At 69.2% G+C, this 18,754-nt stretch carries 20 protein-coding genes; 18 read left to right on the top strand and 2 right to left on the bottom strand.

Annotated features, from left to right (window positions below):
• The first annotated feature begins 42 nt into the window (after window positions 1-42).
• The 5 genes from ACWDEX_RS06770 to ACWDEX_RS06750 are packed head-to-tail and all read left to right on the top strand — an operon-like array spanning window position 43 to window position 4,237.
• Window positions 43-618: a phosphoribosyltransferase domain-containing protein gene (locus ACWDEX_RS06770; RefSeq protein WP_450462125.1), complete on the top strand. Its 576-nt coding sequence runs from the start codon at window positions 43-45 to the stop codon at window positions 616-618.
• Window positions 615-1,772 (top strand): glycosyltransferase family 9 protein, encoded by a 1,158-nt coding sequence (locus tag ACWDEX_RS06765; protein WP_450462124.1) that lies wholly within the window; start codon window positions 615-617, stop codon window positions 1,770-1,772. Before ACWDEX_RS06770 ends, ACWDEX_RS06765 begins: the two co-directional genes overlap by 4 nt.
• Window positions 1,769-2,905 (top strand): hypothetical protein, encoded by a 1,137-nt coding sequence (locus ACWDEX_RS06760; protein ID WP_450462123.1) that lies wholly within the window; start codon window positions 1,769-1,771, stop codon window positions 2,903-2,905. The genes ACWDEX_RS06765 and ACWDEX_RS06760 overlap by 4 nt, the downstream gene beginning before the upstream one ends.
• Window positions 2,890-3,651, top strand: coding sequence for an SDR family NAD(P)-dependent oxidoreductase (locus tag ACWDEX_RS06755; RefSeq protein WP_450462122.1), 762 nt, complete (start codon window positions 2,890-2,892; stop codon window positions 3,649-3,651). The genes ACWDEX_RS06760 and ACWDEX_RS06755 overlap by 16 nt, the downstream gene beginning before the upstream one ends.
• Window positions 3,644-4,237: a histidine phosphatase family protein gene (locus ACWDEX_RS06750; protein WP_450462121.1), complete on the top strand. Its 594-nt coding sequence runs from the start codon at window positions 3,644-3,646 to the stop codon at window positions 4,235-4,237. The genes ACWDEX_RS06755 and ACWDEX_RS06750 overlap by 8 nt, the downstream gene beginning before the upstream one ends.
• A 361-nt stretch (window positions 4,238-4,598) precedes the next feature.
• Here the strand turns inward: ACWDEX_RS06750 and ACWDEX_RS06745 are convergent, their stop codons facing one another.
• Entirely contained in the window at window positions 4,599-6,335 is a 1,737-nt protein-coding gene (locus tag ACWDEX_RS06745) for a NaeI family type II restriction endonuclease (RefSeq protein ID WP_450462120.1), read from the bottom strand.
• A 186-nt stretch (window positions 6,336-6,521) separates the two neighbouring features.
• Here ACWDEX_RS06745 and ACWDEX_RS06740 point away from each other — a divergent pair, with 186 nt between their 5' ends.
• The 10 genes from ACWDEX_RS06740 (at window position 6,522) to ACWDEX_RS06695 (ending at window position 16,147) form a co-directional block, all read left to right on the top strand.
• A complete protein-coding gene (locus ACWDEX_RS06740; RefSeq protein ID WP_450462119.1) occupies window positions 6,522-6,821 on the top strand; it encodes a hypothetical protein in 300 nt (99 codons plus the stop codon).
• Entirely contained in the window at window positions 6,781-7,206 is a 426-nt protein-coding gene (locus tag ACWDEX_RS06735; protein WP_450462118.1) for a hypothetical protein, read from the top strand. The genes ACWDEX_RS06740 and ACWDEX_RS06735 overlap by 41 nt, the downstream gene beginning before the upstream one ends.
• Before the next feature lie 139 nt (window positions 7,207-7,345).
• Complete coding sequence (locus tag ACWDEX_RS06730; protein ID WP_450462117.1) at window positions 7,346-8,302, top strand: recombination directionality factor; 957 nt, start codon at window positions 7,346-7,348, stop codon at window positions 8,300-8,302.
• A 647-nt stretch (window positions 8,303-8,949) separates the two neighbouring features.
• On the top strand, window positions 8,950-9,711 hold the full coding sequence (locus ACWDEX_RS06725; protein WP_450462116.1) for an SMODS-associated NUDIX domain-containing protein: 762 nt from the start codon (window positions 8,950-8,952) through the stop codon (window positions 9,709-9,711).
• A 128-nt stretch (window positions 9,712-9,839) separates the two neighbouring features.
• Window positions 9,840-12,776 (top strand): phosphotransferase, encoded by a 2,937-nt coding sequence (locus tag ACWDEX_RS06720; protein ID WP_450462115.1) that lies wholly within the window; start codon window positions 9,840-9,842, stop codon window positions 12,774-12,776.
• Between the two features lie 617 nt (window positions 12,777-13,393).
• Window positions 13,394-14,062: an HdeD family acid-resistance protein gene (locus tag ACWDEX_RS06715; RefSeq protein WP_450462114.1), complete on the top strand. Its 669-nt coding sequence runs from the start codon at window positions 13,394-13,396 to the stop codon at window positions 14,060-14,062.
• A gap of 132 nt (window positions 14,063-14,194) precedes the next feature.
• Complete coding sequence (locus ACWDEX_RS06710) at window positions 14,195-14,539, top strand: hypothetical protein (RefSeq protein ID WP_450462113.1); 345 nt, start codon at window positions 14,195-14,197, stop codon at window positions 14,537-14,539.
• Between the two features lie 57 nt (window positions 14,540-14,596).
• A complete protein-coding gene (locus tag ACWDEX_RS06705; RefSeq protein WP_450462112.1) occupies window positions 14,597-14,749 on the top strand; it encodes a hypothetical protein in 153 nt (50 codons plus the stop codon).
• Between the two features lie 328 nt (window positions 14,750-15,077).
• A complete protein-coding gene (locus ACWDEX_RS06700) occupies window positions 15,078-15,374 on the top strand; it encodes a type II toxin-antitoxin system VapB family antitoxin (protein WP_003986294.1) in 297 nt (98 codons plus the stop codon).
• A gap of 149 nt (window positions 15,375-15,523) precedes the next feature.
• Window positions 15,524-16,147 carry a LytR C-terminal domain-containing protein gene (locus ACWDEX_RS06695; RefSeq protein WP_450462155.1) on the top strand — a complete coding sequence of 208 codons (624 nt, stop codon included), beginning with the start codon at window positions 15,524-15,526 and terminating at the stop codon, window positions 16,145-16,147.
• Between the two features lie 266 nt (window positions 16,148-16,413).
• On the opposite strand, the gene upp is transcribed toward ACWDEX_RS06695, so the two are convergent.
• Complete coding sequence (gene upp / locus ACWDEX_RS06690; protein WP_450462111.1) at window positions 16,414-17,049, bottom strand: uracil phosphoribosyltransferase; 636 nt, start codon at window positions 17,047-17,049, stop codon at window positions 16,414-16,416.
• A 157-nt stretch (window positions 17,050-17,206) separates the two neighbouring features.
• Between upp and ACWDEX_RS06685 the strand changes: the two genes are divergently transcribed.
• From ACWDEX_RS06685 to tadA, 3 genes are all read left to right on the top strand, one after another.
• Window positions 17,207-17,392, top strand: coding sequence for a hypothetical protein (locus ACWDEX_RS06685; protein WP_450462110.1), 186 nt, complete (start codon window positions 17,207-17,209; stop codon window positions 17,390-17,392).
• 268 nt (window positions 17,393-17,660) lie between these two features.
• On the top strand, window positions 17,661-18,194 hold the full coding sequence (locus tag ACWDEX_RS06680) for a tRNA adenosine deaminase-associated protein (RefSeq protein ID WP_450462109.1): 534 nt from the start codon (window positions 17,661-17,663) through the stop codon (window positions 18,192-18,194).
• Window positions 18,195-18,260: 66 nt separating this feature from the next.
• Complete coding sequence (gene tadA, locus ACWDEX_RS06675) at window positions 18,261-18,689, top strand: tRNA adenosine(34) deaminase TadA (RefSeq protein ID WP_450462154.1); 429 nt, start codon at window positions 18,261-18,263, stop codon at window positions 18,687-18,689.
• Window positions 18,690-18,754 lie beyond the last annotated feature (65 nt).

Raw genomic sequence — 18,754 nt, 5'->3', positions numbered from 1 at the left:
CAGCCTCCGCATCCTCCTTCTCCATCCGGCAGGAGCTTCGCCATGCCCGAAACCATCGTCATGCCGCCCTTCTCCGCGCGGATCGTCGAACGCCTCGGCGTCGGTCCCACGAGCCGCCGCGAGCGCGTCATCCACTCCCTCGACGGCCTGGAGGACCCGGTCCACCCCGACACCCTCGCCACCACCGGCACCCGCCTGTGGCAGCGCCTCCAGGAGCAGATGCCGGACGGGCTCGGGACCGTGGACTTCCTCCTCGGCCTGGACGCCGGCGGCATCCTGCCGACCGTCTCCCTATCCAGCGCCGCCCACCTGCCCTACAAGATCGCCTGGAAGCTGCACCTCCCGCTCGACGGCGCGGTCCGCTTCAGCGAGCCACACGCCATGCGCACCGACGTCTTCGCGTACGGCATCGCTCCCGGACAGCGCATCGTCCTGGTGGACGACGAGATCACCACCGGCCGGACCCTGGCCGATCTCACCCGCCGCCTCCGCGAGGCCGACGCCGTCCCACTGGCGGCGGCCTGCCTCGTTGAGGACACCACACGTGGAGCCCGCGACATGCTCACCGGCCTCGGTCTGCCGCTGGTCGCCCTGACCACGATCGAGGGCATGGCATGACCGCGGTCGCCTCGGCCGGTATCCAGTTCCACCCCGGCGAGCAAGTCATCCCCGCCGAGGCCGTCCACACCACCCCGCTCGGCTACGACCGTGACAGCCTCCCCGTCGGCGCGCCGCTCCCGCTCCCTGCTTCCGCCGAGCTCGTCAACCGCCTGAGCGGGTGCAGCGAGATCGACGTGGCTTTCGAGGGAAAGCTCGGAGACGCCCTCCTCGCCTTCTCGGCGGTCCGCGCACTCCTCGACTGGCTGCGCCTGCGCTCCATTCGCCTGACCGTTCGTGCGGTAGGCCCGTACGCGGGGCTGGTCACCCGCACCAGCCTGATCACACAGCCCCGGACCACCACGCCCAGCGGTCGGCGTGCCGTGATCGGCGACCGCGCCGGGGTCGAGGCGCTGGCCTCGAAGGCTGCGGTGAGTCTGGTGCTCGACCCGGCCGCCCCTCCCTGCTGGTCGAGCGAAGGCCGCGCCCACCCGGACCTTCCCGCCCGCCACTACCTGGCGCTGGAGCGCCGCCTCGGCATCCGCCTGCCCCACACCGCGCCCTTCGCTCCCCTCCTCGCCACCGGGTCGAACAAGCTCGTGGAGGAACTGCACTCGGTGGGCTGGCTGAGCGGCTTGACCATGGCGGCCATCACCGCCACGAGCTGGCCAGAGCGCAAGGACTACACCGCCCAGCGCTATATCGAACTCGCCGAACGCATCGCCGAGGCCCAACAGTCCCAGGCCCGGCTGCTGCTCATCGGCGGCAACCCGGCCGACGGTGTCCGCATCACCGCGGAAGCCCCTCGGCGCCACGTGCAGGTCCTCCGCCTCAACGGGGTGCCGACCGACCACCTCGCCGACCTCTTCCCGTACTGCCACCTGGTCGTCGGCAACGACACCGGCCTCACCCACCTCGCCGCGATGGCCCGCACCAGGGACGGCAGCGGGCCACCGGTCATCGGCTTGTACGCGCGCCACAGCCACAGCAAGTGGCGCACTGGCCTGCCTCACCACCACGCCGTCGCCACCGGCCTGTCTGACCGAATGCACCAGGGCGACCTCTGCCCCGTCCGCGACGCCATCGCGCCCGACACGGACACCCACATGGACGCCTTCTCACCCACCTCGCTGGCCCAGATCTGCATCGACCTGTTGAACGGGGTGAGGCAATGACTCTCCAGCCCCGTCTGCGGGTCGGTCCGGTACGGCGCTTCACCCGCAACCTGCTCTGCCCCGTCGACCTCCTCGGCCACCCGCTGCTCCTGAAGTACACCCGCGACCCGGCCGAGGCCCGTGAGGAGATCCGCGGCCACATCCTCATGGCCCGGCACTACCGCGTACCCGCCCTCCACGCCCACCTGCGCGTGCCGGGCGGACACCTCCTCGTGTACGAGCGCCTCCCCGGCGGCACCGACCAAGGGCTGCTACTCGACCTCCTCAACACGAACGAGCCGAGCAACAGCCTCCCCGACTACATGGACCAGCTCACGGCCGCGTACCGCGAGGTCATCCTCACAACGGCCTGGCCGATCGATCCGGCCCAAGTCGTCCGCAAGCTGTACTGGGACCGAGCGACGCCCGGCGGCCGACTCGACACGTACTACGCCGGGACGGACTTCCCGATCGCCGACGGCCTCGTCGATGTCCCGGTCTCCCGCCTCGACACGTACCACCTGAGCATCAACGGCCGCCGACACCACCTGAACTGGGCCGCGACCCTCCGCTGGTTACGAACCCACTTCGCCACGACGGAGCCGGTCTGGGCAGCCCTCACCCAGGGCGACCCCACCGACGTCAACCTCGCCCACCCGCTCGCCTGGTTCGACTACGACACCGCCGGAATGAACAGCATCCCGGGCGAGTTCGCGAACTTCCTCTGGTACACCTCCGCCCTCGGCGGCTGGCTCGTACCCAGGTACAACCCGGCCGCCTTCGCCGACCACCCCACGACCTTCGACCACATCCCAGCCAACACACCCGAAGTCCGACGAGCGGAAGTCGACCCCGCCACGAGCACCATCCACATCGACTACGCCCCGCGCCTCTCGGCTCCCCGGCGAACCGCCATGACCACGTACTGGAATCAGCTCATACGACCAGTCGCCGACCGCCTCTGGCCCGACGCCGACCTCGCCACCCTGCTCCGCCCCTACCTGGCCATGCGCATCCTCGGCGTCTACAACCTGGCCGACCTGGCTCCCGAGGACCGGCTCATCCTCCTCGCCCGCCTCGCCGAAGCCATGAGCCCCGCCTTCGACCCCACCACCTACTTCTGCCCGCTGGAGTCACCATGCCCGGCCCCCTGAACAGCCGCACAGCCCTGGTCACCGGAGCCACCGGCGGCCTCGGCTCGGCAATCGCCCGCCGCCTCGCGGCAGACGGAGCCGCCGTCGCCCTCGCCCACTTCGACGACGGCCAGGCCGCCGCCACACTCGCCAACCACATCACCAGAAGTGGCGGCACCGCCTTCCCCCTGGAAGGCGACCTTCGCGATACCGAAGCCGTACGGGCCTTCTGCCACCAGGCCCACGACCAGCTCGGCCCGATCGACATCCTCGTCAGCAACGCAGGCGCCTACCCCCGCCAGCCGTGGACGAAGACGACGCCCGACCACTGGAACGACGCGCTGGCCACCAACCTGACCAGCCACTACCTCCTCACCCACGAGCTGACCCCCACCATGACCGCCACCGGATGGGGCCGAATCATCACGATCGGCTCCGTCCTCGCCACCGCGGGCCGCCACGACCTCACTGGCTACATCAGCGCCAAGGCCGGCCTCGAAGGACTCACCCGCGCTCTCGCCCGCGAACTCGGCCCTGTCGGCATCACCGCGAACTGCGTCGCCCCCGGCTCCATCCGCGTTCCCGCCGAAGACACCGTCGTCGCCGACCCAGTGGCCATGACCGCCCGCCAGCTCGCCCGCCAGTGCGTCCAACGCCGAGGACGCCCGGACGACGTTGCCGCGGCTGTCGCCTTCCTCGCCACCGACGACGCCGGCTTCATCACCGGCCAGACCCTGCGCGTCGACGGAGGCTGGATCCTTGGCTGACATCTGGCTCATGCGACACGGAGCCTACGAAGGCCACCGCCCCGGCTACCACGCCCCGCACGAGGCCGCCCTCACCGTGGAAGGCCGCGACCAAGTACACCGCTCCATTCCCCTCCCCGACGGCATCACCACCATCGTCACCAGCCCGATCCCCCGCGCCCGTCAGACCGCCACCCTCATCTCGCACCTCACGGGCCTGCCCATCGTCGCCATCTCCGGCCTCCTCGCCGAATGGCGCGCCCCGAGCATCATCCTCGGCCGCACCGCCGAGACCTATCCACCGGCCTATCGCGCCTGGCGGGCCCGCCGCCTCGCCAACCCCTCCCTACGCTGCGAAGACGGCGAAAGCCTCACCGACCTCCACACCCGCGCCCGCCACTGCGCAGCCTTCCTCCACCACACCGCCCAACGCCACGGCCCCCTCCTGGCCGTCTCCCACACCCTCCTCCTCGGCGTCCTCACCCACCTCACCGACGGCCCCGCCGCCTTCACCACCGCCGCGAAAACCCCCTGGCAGTTCGCCGAACTGCGTCTCCTGCCCGCCTATCAACGCGTGGGACCCGGCCTTCAGCGACCAGTCCAGTAAATGACCGGTGTCCCAGCCGCTACGCCCGAGACGGCACCGAGAACAAGCGCACCGACGAGATAGGGCCAGATCACGCTCCAGAAGGCCACCAGGAGGACGACGCTCACGCCCCCGGCGATGGCGCCGATCTTGAGCCGCTGCTGGCGACGCTTACGCGCAGCCGATACCCGCCGTTTCCGTACCGCCGCCATGGCCCTCCCTTTGGTCCGGCACAGCAGGATCAAGGAAGCGGCGCCGAACCGTAAGGGCGTCGATCAGCCAATGGCTGACAATCGGCGCTTCTCTTATCCGTCCTATGGGGGACTCAATCGCCGGTAACGGTGCCGCCGTACTTCCCTGAGCCTGTGCGGGAAAACGCCGATCAGCCAAGGACAGCCGTAGGCAGCGGGGTCTCGACGTCGCCCGAGCGGGCCACGCGCCATGGGGCGCCGTCAAGCGCGATTGTGGGGCTGTCGTCGTGCTGGGGCGCCGGAGCGAGCCGGACGCTCATCCACGTGCTCGGCGCAAGGACGGGCAGGCCGAGAGCGGAGGCCCACTCGCAATCGCGAGAACGAGTGCCGTTCAGTACAAGCACGCCGCGCCTGGCGAGGCTACGCCGTGCATCCCGTGCCCGCTTTACGCCGTCGAGCTGCATGGTGACAGCGGAAAGGTCCGCCGTGGTGATCGCAGTCAGTTGGGCCTGCTGGAACAGCTCCTCAGTGCGAGCCTGCCCCGAAGGCTTGGCGAAGATCGCGTCCACCACATCAGCAGGCAGCCGCCGCAGGGCATGCTCAGGTAGTGGAAGGTCGCGGTGGATCCAGTGGATCGCGCTCCGTCCCTGCGCGCTCAGCCCGCGTTTACCGTCCCGATTAGCACCATTTCGCATTAGTTCGGGCCTCACTCGTAGCAGACCGAGGCTCCACTGGCCGCTCGCATCGTCGGCCCGGACGAGCAGGCATAGACCGCCCTGAAGTTCGGGCGAGAACATCCAGTTGCCACCCAGCGTGAACTTCACGTCTACCTCGTGCCCGACCACGCTGAAGTCCAGTCGCACTCCGTCGGCGAGGCCCAACTCACGCTGGATGCGCTGACCCACGGCGGTACCCAAGCCGCTCTTCTCGACCTTGGTGAGCTGGGACCAGAGATAGCGACCGGTGTGCGCGGGATCGAGCAGGTGCCGTCCTGCCCCATCGATCACAGACCCCATTCGACTGCCGTCCGGGTCAAGGCGCAGCATCTCAGCGACGACCTCGGCCAATTCGGGGTCCTGCTCCAGTGTCCGGACACTGTCACGCGCCTGCCACCCCGACAGGAACACCGCGCCCTGCTCCATGTCAGGCTCGACGGGTGAGGTGCTGGTATCTGACACAACCCGACCGGTTTCCTGGCCAGGTGCGTCGGCAGAGGCAGTCCAGTTGGTGGAGCCCCTGCGGATCGTCGGCCACTCCAAACGACCGGCGTGGGCTGGACCTGCAGAGCCCACGCCTCGGGCAGCAAGTACCTCCTCGGCCTCAGCCAGGCGGCGTTGTGCGACGCGCGCAGCTTGCCGTGCCTCGTCCCGTTCAGCCGCAGCGTCCGCGAGGCGAGCCCGCAGCCCGGAGGCGGCATCGGAGGGAGAACCGGGGATAGGGGCGCCCTCAAGCGCGGTGGCCCTGACGGCTCCAAGCACCAGCAGCGTGGTCACCAACGCACGTGATCGGGCGGCTTCTTTCTCAGCCTCTGCAGCAGTTTGGAGTGCGGCGGCAAGCTGGACCTGGACATCGATCAACTCACGCTGGACTCTGATCAGTTCAGCCATCGAGCCGCTATCACCCGTGGGCACCTCAGATTGCGGCGGAACCGGCTCGGCATCTCTCGACCAGGCTTGGTGCAGCAGGCCGACGGCCCGTTCCCTCAGGGCGACGGCGCGCTGTTCATCGGAGACGCAGACCCCCACGACTGCCTCGACCAGGCGGCGCTCGTTCATTAGCCCAACACCACTCAGCTTGCGGTAGAGCGTCGATCTGGCAGGCAGCTGACCGTCCAACTGCCCACTAATCCTAAGTAGTTCATGGACGTTCTCAACCGAGAACCCCGCCTCTTTACGCACGTCCCGCAGGAGTAGCACCAGCGCATCCACGGCTTCCGAACCTGTCGACGGAGGCGCGGCTGGCCGGCCGCCGCCTCGGTGTGGGGACGCCATACCGACTCTCACTCTCTCGACAGATGCCATGTTTTCTCAGATAGAACTTAGAAATCGTAGCGCGCGACGGGACCAGAAAGGAAGGCTGATCACCACAGCCCGCACCGAGAGGATTCCGTACCGATGCGCCGTCTCTCCCTGCTTCACCACTCCCGCGTTCTGGACCTCATCGCCTTCGTCATGGTGCTCGCGACGGGGGTCACACTGGTGGCCTTGGGGCTGTCGCCAGAATCCCTAGCCGCCGTGACCATCGCTCTGGCGAGCTTGTACACGGCCTGGCGCACCGGCCGGCCGCCCGTCACCCCGACTGCCGAGGCAGAGCCGAGCCGCGAGGTGGGCCTCGGCCTCGTGATGAAAGGTGGTGCACAGGAGAAGACAGAACATGTCGAGGGCGAGGCTGCCGAGACGGCTGGCCCCAGCTAGCCACCGATCGGGCCGCGACTGGGCGCTGCATCACGCCGACCTCGAGCTCCTGGGCGGTCTGCCCGCCCGAGTCAGACAGGGCGTCGTCCACGACCCCAAGGCCCGCACCGGCCACGAGGTCGACGTGGCGGTCCTCGGGATCGCGGATGGCGCCAAGCCGTCGCTCCTGGCCATCGGAGAGGCCAAGTGGAACGACACCATGGCGCTGATCGAACGTCTCCGGCACATCCGCGACCTCGTCACCCTTGCGGGCCGCTACGACACCACCAACACCCGACTCATCTGCTTCAGCGGAGCCGGATTCAACGACAAGGCGCACGCCGCAGCAACTGCCGACCCGGACGTCCGACTGATCGACCTAGCGACCCTCTACGGCGAGGTCTGACGTATGCCCACGCATCCGCGACCGGCGCAGACACAATGGTGAGCGCCACCCTGCCGTCGGTGTTGCGGCACCCACGTGCAGCCCCTTCGGCAGACGGAGGCGAAGCGTTGTCTGTTGTCCGCTCTATCAAGGTTCCCGAATGACGCAGAGCACAACCGCCCGAGCCGGGCGCTTCCACTTGGGACGCTTATCCGACAAACGGCCGCAAGCCCTGGATGCCTGGCGTGTCACCACGGACGATGCCGATGTGGCCGCCCGCATCGCGTGCCTACTGGGTGGCGAACCTCAACCGAACGAAGGAGGGGGAAGCCTTGCCTACGAAGTCCTAACGAGCCGCGACGGCGTACGCGTCACCGTGGACGGACCTGACGCGATGGCGGCTCGTATGCTCCTCTGGGGCAGCAAGGGGATCGTCCACGAGTGCGACGGCTCGCAGCTCCTGTCGCCGGAAGAGAAGAAGGGTCAGCCGTGCGGATGCCCTCCACTGCTTGAGGACAAGAGACTGGCAGCCAGAGACGGCCGTGGCCCGATGCCCTCCATCGAGCTCACCTTCCGGATCGCAGCAGCACCCATGCTCGGCGAGTTCCACTTCATGACGAGCTCGTGGCAGGTAGCCGCGCAGGTCTCCGACCTGACGGACGCCCTGGAACGTGTCGACGGCCCGGCCGTCTGCGACCTCACCATGGAGCTGGTCGTCCTTACGACCAAGACAGGCAGAAGTGTCTGCTATCGAAAGCCGATGGTCACGGTGCTCGGCAGCCCCGACTCCATTGCGCCGGAACCCCCGCCGGCGGCCGAACCCACGCCTGCTCCGGCATCATCGGCACCCCGCCGCAAGGCCAGGCGGGCCCCTGAGCCCGCCACGCCGAATGTGCCCGAGTCGGCCTGCTCGGTCAGCGTGGATACCGCTCTGCTCCACCGCGCCGCCCAAGTGCTGGGCACCAGCGACCACCAGGAAACCGTCATCGCTGCCCTGTCCGCGGTCGCGGTAGGCCGACAGCAGACCACGGAGCTTGCCCAACTGCGCGACCACGTCGGGCGCATCGCCGCCATCGCGGGGCAAGCGCTCCGAGGAGGGGATTCCTCGCGCACCTGACCGGTTCCGACCCCCTCGCAGTGACTCCGACAGCCAGCGCAGGCTGGTCTCATTTCCGGTCTCATTCCCGCCCGTCCAAGGCTGTTCGAACGAGGCAAGCCCAACCGCTCCGCCACAGGTTAAGACGGACACGACCCCAGCCGGACAGCCAAACGAACATTTGGAAAGCGTGTTGGGGGCAACCCCTCACGAGTTCGAATCTCGTATCCTCCGCAGCCGCCCACCAGGGCAAACGAGACCCGGATGCTTATGCATCCGGGTCCTCGTCTTTTCGGGGTTGCAGTTGCCATGATCAGGCGCCGACGGGTTCGCTCGTGCCGAAGAAGCCGAGCCGGTTCCCTGCGCTCGCCGGGACGCTCTGGCAGGGTGCCGTGCATGGCTGTCCCCGAGAAGCCGCGCAAGATCGTTTGGGCTGAAGTACGGACTGTAATGATTCGTCCGCGTTCGACGAAGAGGCACATATCGTGGCCCGCTCCAAGGACGGGTCACGGGCGGGGAACCTTGACGACTTCTCCAGGCACAGCCCTACGAGTCGCAATCCACACCGATCGCGGAGGCGTTGGTCGGCGGCGTGCTTGTTGTCGCCTCACTGAACGGTGCACGGCGTCGGTACATTGGCGCGTAAACACCAGGCGGAGGGGGCCCCAGTGGTCGAGAAGATCGTCGGCGGGCTCATTCTGGCCCTGCTCACCTATGTGGGCCGTACCCTCTGGCAGAACCGGCGGCACCTGAAGCTGCTGCTGGTCCTTCTCACACCGAGGCGCCGGACACGGGTGTCGGTGGCTGTGCTGTTGCGGGTCCATGAGGAGGGTCGGCTCATCCTCTTCGCCACGCCTGCCCGCCCCGGCGCCTTTGGTCCGCCGGGCGGAGTGGTGAAATACCGTGAGACAGCCCGTTCCGACCTGGAGCGGCTCGGCTTCGAACCCGAACAGCGCGACCGTGCCGTAATGCGGCTCGATCTGCGGGGATTCCTTTCCGGCAGCGGGGTCCTTGCGTTCGCGCGCTGGCTGCACCGCGGGGACGGCCGGGAGCCAGCGACCGAGTGCCTGCGGCGTGAACTCATCGAGGAACTTGGCGAGGTCGGGCACGAGGAGCTGACGGACCTCGCCCAAGCCGTGGCGTTCCAGCATGTCCGGCGCGTCATCGACGGCCCCATGAAGGTGGCGGGGGAGACGTACCGACAGCTTCGGTTCCTGGAGGTGTACGACCTCCTGACGGACCGGCCCGAGGCCGAGGAACTGCGTTCCGCACTGGTCGCCCTCGCGAACGAGCAAACGGAGACTGGGGTCATCGGTGCCACCCGCAAGGAGATAGCGCTCGGCCGGGCGGGAGCCCATTTGGTGCTGCCGCAGTCCGCCTTCCTGGTCGGTGAACGGCGCTACCGCGAGGATCTCCACCCCGCGAGCTGACTCCGTGGGTGCCTTGTCCGAACCGATGACGGCGGCTCCGCTGCTCTGCTGGGATACGACGACCAAGGCGTGCGCGACATCAGCAAGTCGCACACACAGATCTTGAGGGGGCGCCGGTGACCGGCGGTGTGAGCAGGGAAGTTCTCCAGCACTCGGCAGACACGCTGGAGAGGGCGCTGGACGACGCGCTCCAGGCGATGCCGTCGCGGGAGGCGCACCTACGCAAGGCGCGCGAGGGTCTGCTCAGGACACGCGAGCAACTCGCGAACGGTTACCCGTACGTTCCCGGGTACCGAATCGCGAACGGCGCGTCGACCGTGGCCGAGTACTACATGCGGACGGACGTCGCGCGGGCGCGTGAATTACTCGAACTCGCTGTCCTGCTCCTGGAGTCCGAGCGGAACGACGACGGCCGGTACACGCCGACGATCGAGAAATGCCAGGAGCGCCTGAAACAGCTCGGTCCGGTGCCCGCCCCGGCTGTAGGGACAGGACCGGCACCGGGCCCCGGAGCGAGTTCCGGTCCGGCCTCCGTCGGCCGGCTGCCGCAGCAGGCCTCCGCCCCGGGCGCCGAAGACGGCCCCGCCGTGGTGCTCTCCGCCGCGGCAGCGGTCGCCCCGAGCACGGCATCCGAGGGCGGCGCCACCTCCACGGCGGCAGCGGCGGCGGACGCCGGGGGCGGCGTCGCGGTCTCGGTGGCCGCCGGGGGCGAGACGGCCACCGTCGGCGTCGCGGCCTCCCGGTTTCCCCCGCAGATGAACCCGGCCCGGGACTGGGACACGCTCCTCGAAGACTGGCGGTCCGGCGAGCCCGACGAGGCCACGGTTCGGCAGCTGACGGCGGAGCTGGGAGCGCGCATCACCGAACTGTTCGGCAGACACGCCACCGTCCCCTCCGAGTCGCTCCTCCCGGTCCTCGACGAGGACCTGCAGGAGCTGCCCGGCCTCCTTGCCTTCGTCTCCGTGCCCGGCGACGACGCCCAGGCACTGCACCAGCGGGCCAAGGACGCACGCAGCACCTGCCGTTCGGAGATGCTGTCGTACGCCAAAGGCAACACAGTGGTCGACGTCCGGGCGCTGCGCCAGCATTGGCTGGCCAGCGCGCTCTGGAACTACGCCGTGGAAGGCCACTGGCACTCCAGCGGCTACCAGACCCTCGCCGATATCCTCGGCTATCTCCAGCTCATCCAGATCTCCTACCGGTACCACGAGGCCAAGCGCGAACAGCTGCTGGACGTCACCGAGACGGCGGTGCTGCTGGCACTCGGCGAGCTGCGCGACCCCGAGCTGAACCGCGTTCCGTATGTCTACGGCTGGCTGCGGCACGCCATCGGCATCCATCTACTCGTGGGCGGCCCCGACCCGACCGCCCCCAAGGAGCTGCGCTTCAACGAACTGATCCAGGACCCCAGATTCGCCGACCGGCACATCTATGCGGAGTATTGGGCGGCCCGGGTCCTCAACCGCTGGACCGAGGAGAACCAGCACCGTAGCAGCGTCGCGCTCACCCTGCTCAAGCTGTCCGGCTGGAAGGCCGACCGGCTGGACCGCCTGCTCGACCTGCTGTACTCCTCCACGGGCTCCTACGGCGACACGGAGACCCCGGAGGAGCGGCAGGAGGCGCTCGCCTTCTGGCGCAAGGCGAGCCGGGACATGCTGGCCACGATCCGCATGGTGCGGGTCGCCAGGAACCCCTGGGACTCCGGTGCCGCCACGACCGCCAACCTGCTGTCCATGGGCGACCAGGACGCGTCCGTACAGGTCTCCAACCGCCTGCTCCAGGGCATCGCCGCCGAGCTGGCCCCGGGCCCGCAGGGCACCATGGTCCAGGGCGCGCTGTTCGCCGGACGGCCCGTGCCGACCTTCCTCGCCCTCGACAGCTTCGGCCCGATCGGTGTGCTGAAGATCGACGAGGTGGCCAAGGTACGCAGGGAGAAGGAGAACTTCGACCGGTTCGCGGAGGCGTATCTGCGGCCGGTGTACCGGGCAAGCAAGTGCGTCGTGGGCAGCACCACCATCGCCAACAGCAGCAACGGCGATCTCTATCAGGGCATCTTCACCTCTTACGTCTTCCGGCACCGCGATGAACCGAAGACACTGCGGGATTGGGTGCGCACCGCGGACCCGGACGCGCTCCAGCCGGTCATCGAGGAAGTCTTCATGGACGCCCTCGGCCCGTGGCTGAGCCAGGCCCAGCGGACCATCGGCGACCTGCGGGGGGAGTATCCGGCCCTGCGTCCGGCCGCTTTCGAGCTGACCAGCTACGCGCCGGGCAAGAATGCGGAATCCGAGCTGGAACACTTCCGGTTGCCCGAGGTCGCCGACATCTTCGGCATCGACGGCGGACTGCCCTGGCGGCACCGCAGGCTCGGGCACCTGCTGGAGAACTCCGCGCTCGGCTCCAGCCCGTTCGCCGCCGCTCCCGGCTACGAGTCGGTCACGAACCCGCTGTGGCTGGTCGCCCACATGGCGGAGATCGGCGAGCGGGATGCCGGCACCGGTGCCCTCTTCGAACGGCTCCTCTACGACCGGCAGTACGGTGTCACGACGGCCTCCTATCTGACCTGTGTCTGCCACGGCGATCTCCACGGCGAGAACGTCCTGGCCAGCGGACCGGACGGCCGGCATCCCGATCTCTACGTCATCGACTTCGAGACCACCCACCAGGGGCACATCTGCAAGGACTTCGCTCGCCTCGAGTCCGCCCTGTGGTCACGGACGTTCGCCTGGAATCATGAGCAACTTCTCCAGGTGCGCTCCTGGTTCGTCGGGGCGCTGCGCAGCACGGCCATGTGGGAGCCGGACATCCCGGAGGACGTGGACCCGGACGTGCGGCGGGTGCTGCTGTGTATCGCAAAGCTGCGCGCCATCCTCAAGGGCTGCGAGCAGAAAAACTGGCCGTTCCGCGAGGCCGAGTACCAGTGGGCCCTGCTGGCGTCCCTGCTGCCGTTCGCCCGCTACCGCGACCACGAGGACCAGGTGAACCGGCACCTGCCCTTCCTGCTGGCGGCGGATGTCGCCGATGTGCTGGTGGAGCATGCCGAAGGCGCGGCCTCCGGCAGCTAGCCCCAGATGCCTTGGGGTTGCGCCAGGGTGCCGGTGTGCAGTTTGGGTTGCATCCGTGGTCGTCCCGGAGTGTCCATCTGAGCGATCCACTACCACTGCGCCGCAGGTCAGGATGCCTGCGAACCTGCCCGAACCCCATACGAACATTTGGAAAGCGTGTTGGGGGCAACCCCTCACGAGTTCGAATCTCGTATCCTCCGCCTCCGCCCGTCAGGGCAGAAGAGGGCCCGACTGGTTCGCCGGTCGGGGCCCTCGTCGTGTTCCGTCTCGCATGCCGTCTCGGCTGACCGTCGCACCCGAGACGCGGAGGACCAAAGACACCGGTCGCCGCGACGTGGCGAGCATCACGAAGACGACCGTCCCTTACGACCTGGGGAGCAATAGGGAGCGGCGTCGCGATGCCCGGCACGGCCGCTCGCGGCGTTGCCGGAAGGCCCTGGTAGCTCCGCTACAAGCTCGGGCCGAGCCGTCCGCCCGTCGGCGAGGAGGCGAAGCAGGTCCGACCGCAGCCTGCTCGACCGGGGCAGCGCGCGATGGCCGGCGTCACCGCCGGCGGCCGTCAGCCGGGTGGACCACCCAGGGTGGCGGGGCACGCGTGCCCGGTCCAAGCATGGATCATGACCGAAGCACCGAGCGGCCCCCCTTGGGGACCGGAATACAACGACCGCCGTGTCCATGGCGCGCACGCGCCTACACAGCCCCCGCGCGAGATGGAGCCACCCTTCGAGGGGTTCCTGCACGTTCTCTCCCGCACCGCCTGGCAGGTCGTCCTCGTCACCGGCATCGCCTCGCTGATCCTGGGGATCGTGCTCCTTGCCTGGCCCGGCCCGTCCCTGCTCGTCGCCGGGGTCCTCTTCGGCATCTACCTCATCATCAGCGGCGCGCTCCAACTGGCGGCCGCCTTCGGCACGCACAAGGCGACCTCGCTGCGGGTCCTGGCCTTCATCAGCGGCGCCCTGTCGATCCTGCTGGGCCTGTTCTGCTTCCGGGGCCGGTTGGAGTCGATCCTGCTGCTCGCGCTGTGGATCGGCATCGGCTGGCTGATCCGCGGGATCACCCACACCCTGGCCGCCGCCCACGATCCCGCCATGCCCGCGCGCGGCTGGCAGGCCTTCCTCGGCGTCGTCACCTTCATCGCGGGGATCGTGCTGATCATCTCGCCGTTCACCTCGATCACCGTACTCACCCTGGTGGCCGGCTGGTGGCTGGTCGTGGTCGGCATCGTCGAGATCTTCACGGCGATCCGGCTCCACGGTCGTGCGCAGCGGATCCCGCGCACGGTGTGACCCTGTGAAGCATGGCCCCGTGAATCGTGACCCCGTGAATCGCGTCAACTCCGCGCCCCGCAGATAGTCCGAGAGGGCGGTTCTCGGGGCGACACGCCGAACGGTGCATGCGCAGCGGGCAGATGACCACTCGTGAGCCCCGCCCTGCAGCATCCAAGCGCCGCTCGTCGGTATGCCGGGCTGCGGGTGTTTCTGACGCTCGTCGCGCTGCTGTTGGTGGCCGTCGCGCCCGCGGAGGCGGTGGGAGACGAGTCCTTCGCGGTGTCCACGGCTCAGGCGTGCGACGCGGAGCATGACGCGCTCGTCAGGGTGCTGCGGCCCGCGTGCCTCCCCGGACACCGCGCCCTCGTACCGCTGCGGCCGGTGCCGCCGGCCGACGCGGGGCCGTCCGCACCGGACGACCTCCTCCTCTCCCTGGTACGCGCGCCGTACTCCTGCGCGCTGTATGCCCTACGCACCGTCGTCCTCCTGTGCTGACGGGTCCGGCCCCGGCCCCGTAACCGTCACCCTTCTCAGCGACGCGAGGACACCGACATGCCCAGCGACCCGTACGCGATCGTGCTTGCCCTGCTGCGAGCCGAGGCCGCGCGCAGTTCGAAGCCGCGACCGCAACCGGAGCCCACACCCGAACCCGAGCCTCCCGAGGAAGCCCTCCCGGCCTTCCCGCCGGGCAGGGACCGCGAATAGGGCGCAGCGCACGGCGGCTGCCCTCACAACGGGCCGCCGCCCCGCCTCACTGGCGGCCGAACGGGTGATCTTGCGGATCCGCGCGTGCGGCGGCATCGTCCGCCCCGGGCCGGGGGCTGGTGTTGGTGGCACGCGATGCGCGGAATTGCCTGAGCGAGTGCGGCAAACAATCACCGCGGTCCTGGGGGCGATGGCCTCCCGGCGCAGTCCCGCCGTCCCCCGACTCGAGCAACAGCTCCTGTTTTGCCCCTGTTTACCGCATCTTTTCCAGCGTCGTACTCCGTCGCCATGGCTGCGCCCGGAACGTCTTGGCCGGTAGGCTTTCCGTGTGATCTTCAAGCGCATCGGAAACGGCCGGCCGTACCCCGACCACGGCCGGGAAAGCACCCGGCAGTGGGCGGACGTCGCGCCGCGCCCGGTCCGCCTCGATCAGCTCGTGACGACCAAGCAGCAGCTGGATCTGGAAACCCTGCTCGCCGAGGACTCGACGTTCTACGGCGACCTCTTCGCGCACGTCGTGAAGTGGCAGGGAGACCTGTATCTGGAGGACGGCCTCCACCGCGCAGTGCGCGCGGCGCTGCAGCAGCGGCAGGTCCTGCACGCGAGAGTCCTCGAACTCGGCTGAGCTCTCATGCCCGGTTCACCGGGCACGGGCCCGTCCGTGGGCCCTTTGGCCCTTTCGGGTTGGACTGGGCGACGGCCAATGATCATCTAGTAGGCATTGCCGCCCTGGCACATTACGCTGCGCCCATGAGCATGCTGACTCCCCCCGGCATGGGCGGCCAGTACCGGATCACGGGAGACAAGTATCCGCGGATGCGTCGGCCCCGGCGCCACGGCAGGCTCGTGTTCGCGATCGTCGCGTCCGTGGCCGCGCTCGGACTGGTCGCCTGGGGAACACTGCAGCTCATCGACGTCTTCACGGGCGGCGACAGGACGACGGCGTCCGGCTCGAAGGCGAACTGTGTGAAGGCGAGCGCGTCGCCCAGGACCAACGCGCGAGCGCTGCCCGAACCCGCGCGGATCACGGTCAACGTCCTCAACGCCACGCCCCGCACCGGCCTCGCCAAAAAGGCCGCGGACGAACTGCAGAAGCGCGGCTTCCACATCGGCGACGTGGGCAACGCGACGAAGGAGTACGACAAGAAGGTCACGGGCGTCGGGGTGCTGCTCGGCCCCAAGGCCTCCCTCGACACCTCTCTGCCGGTCCTCGGCACCCAGCTCGCGAACGCCGAGCGCCGCACGGACACCCGCACGAGCACCACCGTCGACCTGATCCTGGGCGACGAGTTCGAGGCGCTGACGAAGAAAACGGACGCGGACAAGGCGCTCGCGGCGCTGACCGGACCGTCACCGTCGCCGTCGGCGGTCAAGGACGGCAAGAAGAAGGGCTGCTGAGGCCGCTCCGGGCGACCTGAGGGCGGAGGTGTGGCCGTCGTACGAAGACCCACACCCCGCCCTGAACGCGACTTACGACCTGGGGGGCAATAGGGAGTGGGTGAAGGAGCGGCGTCCGGTGCGGTCGATCGCAAGGCGCCGGAAGGTCCTCGTAGCGGAGCTACTAGGACATTTCGGCAACGCCGCTGAGGGTCCCCCCTGCTCGAAGAGCTTGGGGGAGGCCGTGCCGGGCGTCGCGACGCCGCTCCCTATTGCCCCTCAGGTCGTTACTCCGCCGCTCCGTACAGCCGGTCCCCCGCGTCCCCCAGCCCGGGCACGATGTAGCCGTTCTCGTCGAGGCGCTCGTCCACGGCGGCCGTCACGACCGTGACCGGCGTGCCCGCCAGTTCCCGCTCCATGATCTCGACGCCTTCCGGGGCGGCGAGCAGGACCACCGCGGTCACGTCGTCCGCGCCGCGCTTGATCAGCTCCTGGATCGCCGCGACCAGCGTGCCGCCGGTCGCGAGCATCGGGTCCAGGACGTACACCTGGCGACCCGAGAGGTCTTCCGGCATGCGCGTCGCGTACGTGGAGGCCTGGAGCGTCTCCTCATTGCGGACCATGCCCATGAAGCCCACCTCGGCGGTCGGCAGCAGCCGGACCATGCCGTCGAGCATGCCGAGGCCGGCACGCAGGATCGGCACGACCAGCGGACGCGGGTGGGAGAGCTTGACGCCGGTGGTCCGGGCGACCGGGGTCGCGATCTCGACCTGCTCGGTGCGCACGTCCCGCGTGGCCTCATAGGCGAGCAGGGTGACGAGCTCGTCGGCGAGCCGACGGAAGGTCGCGGAGTCGGTGCGCTGGTCGCGCAACGTGGTGAGCTTGTGGGCGACCAGGGGGTGGTCGACGACGTGGAGACGCATACCCCCCACACTATCCGGGCTCCGAACACCCACCACGCCCCCGTTGGACTGGCGCACCGCCCCGCTCGGAACCGGTCCGTCCCGGATCCGGCCCCTCTCTGGCTTCCCACCCCCCATCGGAGGGAAAGTGAGAAGGATGCAATGGGGTGGTGTGCCTATGCCCGACCGGGAGTCCCCCGAGGAACGCGAAGCGCAGGAGTCGGACGCCGAGCGCATGCGGCGTCGGGCCCGGTTCCTGCGTGAACTCGCCGAGGCGCGGGCGCTGCGCGACCGCGTCCAGCCCCGTCGGGCCAAGGCCGCACGCCTGCGTCGCGCCATGCGTATGCGCACCTTCCGCTGGTAGCGACGCGGCCGACCGGGGTGGCCGTACGGCCACATGACCCCTGGCCGCGTACGATCCGCTGGTGGCGGCAATGAGTGCGCTGGTGGGTGGACTGCCTTGATCGGAGTACCCGCGATCAAAACAGCCAGACACAGGGAGCCGAAGACATCCCTTGAACGCCTTGTTTCTGCCACGATTCCGGGTGGGTGGGGCTCGGAGAAGCACTCCCCGCCCGCAACCTCCGCCGGGGGGACCCCCAACCGGCACGCCTACCAGTGGGAGAGTCACGGTGTACTTCGCCGCACTGCTCGCGCGCACCGAAGACGGGTGGGAAGCGAGCGACACAGAGCTCGATGATGTGGAGACCCTGTCGGATCTGACCGACCTGGCCCGCGACGCCTCGGTCGACGAGGACACGGTGCTCGTGCTCATCGAGCAGGAGGACGCGTGGTTCGGCGTCGTCCGCGTGGACGGCGAGGACGACCCTCGTATCTACGTTTCGGACGCCGCAGCCGCAGCCCGCAGCTCGTACGGCGAGATCCTGCTCACGGACGAACTGCTCGGAAGGGAGCCCGGCGACGACGACGCCGACCTGGACTCCCTCGACCTGGACGGCACGGAGGACGGTGAGCCCGAGGGCGCCGACGACGAGGACGGCGTGGACGCGGACACCGCCGTGCCGCACGGCCCCCTGGGAGACAGCGAGGTCCTCGACGACCTCGGTGTCGACGAGAAGCAACTGCGCCTACTGGGCGCCGATGACGCCCTCACCGCGATCGCCGACGCCCTCGGGGCCTCGGACGTCCTGGAGACCGTCCGTTAGGTGCGCCAGGTGACCGAGGACGGGACGCCGACCGCCGATCCGGTGCGCGACCGGTGGCGGGCCGCGATGCGGCTCGCGCTGGACGAGGCCGGCCGGGCCGCCGCGGGTGGTGATGTGCCGGTCGGCGCCGTCGTGCTGAGCGCGGACGGCTCGGTGCTCGCCACGGGTCACAACGAGCGGGAGGCCACGGGCGACCCGACGGCCCACGCGGAGGTCCTCGCGCTCCGCCGGGCCGCGACGGCGCTCGGCGAGTGGCGGCTGTCCGGCTGCACGCTCGTCGTGACCCTGGAGCCCTGCACGATGTGCGCGGGCGCGCTGCAGCAGTCCCGGGTGGACCGGGTGGTCTACGGCGCGCGTGACGAGAAGGCCGGCGCGACCGGGTCGTTGTGGGATCTGGTGCGCGACCGACGCCTCAACCACCGCCCGGAGGTGATCGAAGGGGTACTCGCCGACGAGTGTGCCGGGCTCCTCACGGACTTCTTCCGGACCCGCTGAAACCTGGTGCCGCGGCACCAGGCCCCGGACGATCATCGGAAACCGATTTCGGAGCACTGCCCACC

Source organism: Streptomyces sp. NPDC001020, from assembly GCF_053599115.1.
The sequence above is the reverse complement of the archived record's forward strand: the minus strand, read 5'-3'. Positions and strand labels throughout refer to the sequence as shown.